At 41.1% G+C, this 7,248-nt stretch carries 5 protein-coding genes; all 5 read left to right on the top strand.

The window, feature by feature from the left end; genetic code table 11:
* Positions 1-79: 79 nt before the first annotated feature.
* The 5 genes from F927_RS02680 (at position 80) to F927_RS02655 (ending at position 7,228) form a co-directional block, all read left to right on the top strand.
* On the top strand, positions 80-421 hold the full coding sequence (locus F927_RS02680) for a hypothetical protein (protein ID WP_005081214.1): 342 nt from the start codon (positions 80-82) through the stop codon (positions 419-421).
* A 216-nt stretch (positions 422-637) separates the two neighbouring features.
* Positions 638-1,803 (top strand): IS3 family transposase gene (locus F927_RS02670; RefSeq protein WP_100223926.1). Its coding sequence is split into 2 segments (ribosomal slippage): positions 638-896 and positions 896-1,803, totalling 1,167 coding nucleotides; the frame shifts between segments, so codons are not numbered across the junction.
* Between the two features lie 71 nt (positions 1,804-1,874).
* Complete coding sequence (locus tag F927_RS02665) at positions 1,875-2,807, top strand: IS5-like element ISAha2 family transposase (RefSeq protein ID WP_001040037.1); 933 nt, start codon at positions 1,875-1,877, stop codon at positions 2,805-2,807.
* An 88-nt stretch (positions 2,808-2,895) separates the two neighbouring features.
* On the top strand, positions 2,896-4,086 hold the full coding sequence (locus tag F927_RS02660) for an efflux RND transporter periplasmic adaptor subunit (RefSeq protein WP_005081211.1): 1,191 nt from the start codon (positions 2,896-2,898) through the stop codon (positions 4,084-4,086).
* A 1-nt stretch (position 4,087) separates the two neighbouring features.
* A complete protein-coding gene (locus F927_RS02655; protein WP_005081209.1) occupies positions 4,088-7,228 on the top strand; it encodes an efflux RND transporter permease subunit in 3,141 nt (1,046 codons plus the stop codon).
* Positions 7,229-7,248: the final 20 nt, after the last annotated feature.

Here is a 7,248-nt window from a genome sequence, read left to right as displayed (position 1 = left end):
GCGTTAGATTGGCTTACACCATTAGAGAAATTTGCTCAGCTTGTTGATTATCATAAGACTTTTCAAACTGTCGCACCTCATGTTTGAATTCGCCCATCATGGTCAAAGTGGTACTTACGACAATGGTGCTCGCACATATAGTTCTGATGGAAAGGACTTAGGTGCTGCTGTTGCTGGTGCATTAATTGGTGCTGTTATCCTGAATTCTATTGATAAACATCAGCATCAGTCTTCTAATAAAAAAGCGTCATCTCAATATGATGGTTGTCACGGCGTAGGTTGCAAGGTTGATAATCCCGACAAACAAGTGATTGATAATCGGCCACAGTTTGATAAAGATGGTAATCCTAATTTTGATACACACGGAAACTGGATTGGCTGCCATGGTATGGGATGTGAAGTTGACAATCCTGACTATTAATCCTCATCGAAGACTCTAATACTATTTCTTAGCATTAGAGTCTTCTTTAATGAGAATGAACTCGCATCTATCCAATTTCGAACACTTGACCATCTGTTGAAATCTTGGTCTATACTTAGCCATCACACAATTTGATGACTATGGAAAGATTGATGTGTGCTTAAAAAACAGGAGGGTTTAACTTGGTAAACTATACATACTCATTAGGAGTTTACCATGAGCAAGAAACAGAAGACTTACACCGCAGAATTTAAAGCTGAAGCCATAAAAGCCATTGAAGAGAACCAAGGTAATGTATCGGAATCCGCTAGACAACTTGGCATTTCAATGCAAACCCTTTCGAACTGGAATAACAAAGCAAAGGCTGGAACTTTAGCAGGCACAAAACAGTATTCGCCCGATCTAAACGCCTTACTCGAAGAAAATAAGAAGCTTAAACAACAGCTCAAAACAGCTGAAATGGAACGTGAATTTTTAAAAAAGGCAGCAGCGTACTTTGCCAAAGAAAGTCAGTGAGGTACGCCTATATGAAATCGCAAAGCCACTTATTTCCGATTATTTTAATGGCTCGATTACTTCGTGTATCCGTTTCTCGCTTTTATGATTGGCTAAAGCGAGGCATGAGTAAAAGATCAATTCAGCGAAATCAGCAGACAATTTTGGTCAAAATAGCCCATGAAGAAACCAAACAAAGCTATGGCTATGTTCGATTAACCAAGCATTTACAAGCGCAAAGTATCAAAATAAGTATGTATGCTGTGCGCCAAATAAAAAAATCAAATCAGTTGTATTGTAAGCGCCATAAGCGTTTCAAAAGAACCACGGACAGTGATCACAACCGTTCTATTTATGACAATTTACTCAAGCAACAGTTTTCAATGACGAAGCCTAATCTTGCGTGGTCGAGTGACATTACCTACATTTGGACGGCTGAGGGCTGGTTGTACTTGGCAGCTGTCAAAGATCTTTACACGAAACAGGTTGTTGGCTATAGCTTAAATGAGCGCATGACAGCCAAGCTTGTTTGTGATGCATTGAATATGGCTATTCGCAATCAGAAACCTGCTAAAGATCTCATTGTACATTCAGACAGAGGCAGCCAATATTGCAGTAATGAATATCGAAACTTACTTGAGAAATTTGATTTTCAGGGTTCAATGAGCAAAAAAGGCGACTGCTTCGATAATGCACCGATAGAGAGTTTCTGGGGCATACTCAAAAATGAACTAGTCCATCATCGCAACTACAAAACAAGGGAAGAAGCCAAAGCGGATATTACAAAATATATAGAGTTATTTTATAATCAGCGAAGAATTCAAAAAGGCTTGGATTTTAAGACACCAAATCAAATGGCAGAAGACTTTTATCGGTTAGCTGCCTAGAATCTCCCAAGTGAAAGGGCTTTGTTGCACAAACCTAGCCTATAAGGTTTATTCAGTCCTATAATTTCAAAATGAATAAACCTACTCCTAAAACTTATCGTACAACCAACTGGTCTTCCTATAATCGCGCTCTCATTAATCGGGGCAACATTTCCATTTGGTTTGATCCAAACACTCAGTGGTATGCACAACCACAAAACAAGCAAGGTCGAAATCAAACTTACTCCGATACGGCTATTCAATGCTGTTTAATGATCAAATCTTTATTTAGACTCTCTTTACGCATGGTCACAGGTTTTGTTCAAAGTCTGATTAAACTTTGTGGATTAAATTGGACCGCACCAGATTACAGTACGCTTTGTCGAAGACAAAAACATATTGATATTGCGATTAGCTATCAAAAAAGTAGTGATGGGCTACATCTACTCGTCGACTCAACTGGCTTAAAGTTTCTAGGTGAAGGTGAGTGGAAACGTAAGAAACATGGACCTGAATATCGTCGCCAATGGCGTAAGCTTCATATTGGCATCGATGCTGAAACCTTGCAAATACGTGCAGTACAGCTTACTACAAATAATGTGAGCGATTCGCAAGTACTCGGTGATTTACTTGCTCAAATTCCCTTAGATGAACGAATTGATTCGGTCTATACCGATGGTGCTTATGACACGAAGCACTGCAGACAAGTCATTCTAGATCGAGATGCACATGCGCTCATTCCGCCAAGAAAAAATGCAAAACCATGGAAAGATCAGAAATTGAGATCTTTAGAGCGGAATGAGTTACTGAAAACAGTTAAACGTTTAGGAAGAACGCTTTGGAAAAAATGGTCTGGTTATCATCGTCGAAGTTTAGTTGAAACCAAGATGCATTGCATCAAACTATTAGGTGATAAATTAACAGCAAGGAGTTTTTCTAGTCAGGTGAATGAGATTCATGCACGCATAGCCGTATTGAACAAATTTACAGAATTAGGTCGTCCTCATACCCAAGTTGTCACTTGAATTCTGTTCAAATGAGCAGAGTGTTATCTTTTAAATCTTTGTGCAACAAAGCCAAGTGAAAGTCTCCTGCTAATTCAGCACACATCAGATGGCTTCTCAAACTTCTCAAAAAACCAATAAAAAAGTTTGGCTTTTATTTGCAATCATCGTTGGTTTGGTCATTATTCTCATTACCTTAAGGTTTACTGGGATTACTAAAAAATCTACAACCGACAGTCCGCCTAACACAGCTAAAAAGACAGAGCAAAAACCTGCACTCACAGTAACAGTCGTTGAGCCAGTATTACAAAACTGGAAACAAAGCTTTACTGCCAATGGCAATGTCGCCGCATGGCAAGAAGTGGTAATTGGTAGTGAGTTATCTGGTCAACGTCTCACTCGAGTCAATGTTAACGTTGGTGATCAGGTGAAACGTGGACAGGTTTTAGCCGAAATAAATAGCGATACGATTCGTGCAGATCTTGCAGCATCCAAAGCCAGTTATGCAGAAGCTCAAGCAGTTCTTGCAGATGCAGCAGCTAATCTCAAACGTATTCAGCAGCTAAAAAATACTGGCGCTATCTCAGTTCAAGAGTCTGCGCAATATCAAACATCTCAAGCGACCGCCCAAGCACGCTTAGATGCAGCCAAGGCACAAATTGAAAGTAATGAATTGCGTTTAACCCAAACCAAAGTTGTTTCCCCTGATAATGGCGTGATTTCTGCTCGTAGTGCAACTGTCGGGTCTTTAGCTCAAACAGGACAAGAATTATTCAGGTTAATTAGAGATCACCGCTTAGAATGGCGGGCTGAAGTAACCACAACCGATCTCTATAAACTAAGACAAGGTATGGACGCTGAAATTATTTCTCCCGACCCTACTCAACCGAAAATTAAAGGTAAAGTGCGAATGATCGCACCTGTTATCGACCCACAAACACGCTATGGGATTGTGTATGTCGATTTACCTTCGACACAAGCTGTTCGTATGGGTATGTTTGTTAAGGGTGAATTTAATCTAGGAGAAAAATCGGCACTCACTCTGCCTCAAAGTGCATTATTACTCCGTGATGGTTTTACTTACATTTTCACAGTTGACCGTCATAACCGTGTGACTCAGCAAAAAGTAACTATAGGACGTCGTTTAGGTAATCGTGTTGAGATTCTAGATTTACCTGCAAATGTCAAAGTTGTCTCATCGGGTACAGGCTTTTTAAGTGATGGAGATCTCGTGAGCATCGCGAAAGAAATTCCTGATACACCGCTTAGTCAAAAACTTGTTACTCAGCAGGAGCGTTAAGATGAATGTTTCTGCTTGGTCAATTCGTAATCCGATTCCCAGTATTTTACTATTTATCATGTTGGGTTTAGCGGGTTTGTTATGTTTCCACTGGATGAAAATCCAACAATTCCCCGATATTGAACTTCCAATGGTAACCGTGACGGCAGCACTTCCAGGCGCGGCTCCCCCACAATTGGAAACGGAAGTTGCACGTAAAATTGAAAACTCGATTGCAACTTTACAAGGCCTCAGAAATCAATATACCAATATTCAAGATGGTGTAGTGAGTGTCACAGCCGAATTCCAACTAGAAAAACCACTCCAAGAAGCCGTAGATGATGTACGGAATGCGGTTTCTCAAGTACGCTCAGATTTACCTGCGGATTTAAGAGATCCAATTGTCAGTAAAATTAATTTATCTGGCTCACCCATCTTAACTTACACCATCCAATCTCCGAAAATGGATGAAGAAGCACTCTCATGGTTTGTCGACTATGATATTTCACGTGCCATGCTCCAAGTGAAAGGAGTTGGTGCGGTATCACGTGTTGGTGGTGTCACACGACAAGTTGAAGTTGAGTTAGATCCTGAAAAACTACTCGCACTCAATGCAACAGCAACTGACATCAGTCGCCAGCTACGCCTACTCCAACAAGACGCTTCAGGCGGACAAACCAAAATAGGTGGCAGTGAACAGTCAATCCGTACAATCGCTACAGTACAAACAGCAGCAGAAATTGGTGCGATGGATATTGCACTCAGTGACGGCCGCCACATCCGGCTCGATCAAGTTGCGACGATTCGTGATGGTATTGCAGAGAGACGCTCAGCTGCGCTATTGAATGGAAAACCAGTGATTGGTTTTGAAATCACGCGTAGCAAAGGCGCAAGTGAAGTTGATGTTGAAAAAGGCGTTATCCTTGCATTGGATAAACTCAAAGCATCTCATCCTGATCTTGAAATCACCGAGGCATTTAACTTTGTTCAACCTGTTGAAGAAAATTATAAAGGTTCAATGGCACTACTTTATGAAGGTGCCCTGTTAGCTGTACTTGTCGTGTGGTTATTCTTGCGTGATTGGCGCGCAACAATTATTGCTGCAACGGCCTTACCACTCTCAATTCTACCTGCCATGATTGGCATGTATTATCTAGGTTTTACCTTAAATATTGTCACCTTATTGGCCATGTCTTTGGTTGTCGGTATCTTAGTCGATGATGCGATTGTTGAAATTGAAAATATTATTCGTCATCTGAGGATGGGCAAGACACCGTATGAAGCGGCGATGGAGGCTGCTGACGAGATTGGTCTTGCAGTCATTGCAACAACATTTACTTTAATTGCCGTCTTTTTACCAACCGCCTTTATGAGTGGTATTGCGGGTAAATTCTTTGTGCAATTTGGGTGGACAGCATCACTTGCTATTTTTGCATCATTGCTTGTGGCCCGTTTGCTAACCCCAATGATGGCAGCCTATATTCTAAAACCTTGGGTGGGGAAAATTGATCACCCATTACAAAATGGCTCTGCAAACGATCAAGGAGAAGCTGGACTAGCCAAAGATCGAGAAAATGATGGGAAAGTCATGCGCAGATATATGCGATTGGTGACTTGGTGTATTCGCCATCGCTGGATCACCTTATTTGGTGCAATCCTGTTTTTTATCGGTTCACTGATGCTTATTCCATTACTACCAACTGGTTTCGTTCCGCCTCCAGATACTGGACAAACCCAAGTACGCTTAGAATTAACACCGGGTTCACAGTTTGCTGATACATTAAAAACTGCAGAATACGCCCGCAACTTAATTAAAGATCATCCTGAAATTAAAAGTATATATACTACCATCGGTGGCGGTGCAGCAGGTACAGATCCCTTTGCTGGTGGTGCATCAACTGAACCACGTAAAGCAACATTAACCATTCAAACAACTGAACGTAAAAGTCGTAGTGCAAGTCTTCAGCAAATCGAAGATGAAATCAGACAAAGGCTTGCCCCTCTCCCTGGTGCAAGGATTCAAGTCGGTATCGCTGGAAACAACAGTCAATATCAATTGGCTCTTTCAGGTGATGATCCCGAAGCACTGATTTCAACAGCTCGACAATTGGAAAGAGAGTTACGTACGATTCCGAATATCGGTAGTGTAAATTCAAGTGCTGCATTAATTCGCCCAGAACTAGTGATCCGTCCTGACTTTGCAAAAGCCGCTGATCTAGGGGTTACCACCTACGATATTGCTGAGACACTTCGGATTGCGACTGCAGGTGACTTTGATCAAAACTTGGCAAAACTAAATCTATCGCAGCGGCAAGTTCCCGTAGTCATTAAACTTCCTTTATCAGCTCGACAGGATCAAGAGTTGATGAAACGTCTTATTATCAAAGGTAGTCGTGGCCCAGTCATGCTCGGCACTATTGCTGAAGTCAATATTGAAAGTGGTCCTTCGCAAATTGATCGCTTTAATCGTATGCGTAATATCAATTTAAATATTGAACTTAACAACCAACCTTTAGGTGATATTGCAGCCCAAGTTGACCAATTACCGACCATGCAAAATCTGCCACCGAGCGTGACACGTACTAACATTGGTGATGCAGAAGTTATGCAAGAGTTATTTTCTAGCTTTGGTCTCGCCATGCTAACAGGCGTATTGTGTATCTATGTGGTTTTAGTACTTTTATTTAAAGATTTCTTACAGCCGATCACCATTTTAGTAGCATTACCATTGTCATTAGGCGGCGCTTTCGTCTTACTCCTTTTAGCAAAAAGTAGCTTTTCCATGCCGAGTCTAATTGGATTAATCATGCTAATGGGCATCGCAAGTAAGAACTCTATTTTATTGGTTGATTACGCCATCATTGCACGTAATGAAAAGGGTTACTCTCGTTTCAATGCCTTACTAGATGCCTGCCATAAACGTGCACGACCGATTATCATGACCACATTGGCGATGGGTGCTGGAATGTTACCTATTGCTTTAGGTGTGGGAACTGATCCGAGTTTCCGCTCACCCATGGCAATATCAGTAATTGGCGGATTGATCACCAGTACATTCTTATCCTTGTTGGTTATTCCCGTAGTTTACACATTTATTGATGATATTCATCAAAAGCTGTTTAACTTCAGAAAGAATAAACCCTTACCAACAGAAACTTCCTAGTAAAAAATTAAAAAGACGGT

Source organism: Acinetobacter haemolyticus CIP 64.3 = MTCC 9819, assembly GCF_000369065.1.
GTDB classification, from domain to species: Bacteria; Pseudomonadota; Gammaproteobacteria; order Pseudomonadales; family Moraxellaceae; genus Acinetobacter; species Acinetobacter haemolyticus.
This window is presented reverse-complemented; position numbering and strand designations above follow the sequence as displayed.

Excerpts from the sequence above, each read along its gene's own strand:
- F927_RS02680 (WP_005081214.1), top strand. The coding sequence starts at position 80 with ATGTTTGAATTCGCCCATCATGGTCAAAGTGGTACTTACGACAATGGT.
- F927_RS02665 (WP_001040037.1), top strand. The coding sequence starts at position 1,875 with ATGAATAAACCTACTCCTAAAACTTATCGTACAACCAACTGGTCTTCC.
- F927_RS02660 (WP_005081211.1), top strand. The coding sequence starts at position 2,896 with ATGGCTTCTCAAACTTCTCAAAAAACCAATAAAAAAGTTTGGCTTTTA.
- F927_RS02655 (WP_005081209.1), top strand. The coding sequence starts at position 4,088 with ATGAATGTTTCTGCTTGGTCAATTCGTAATCCGATTCCCAGTATTTTA.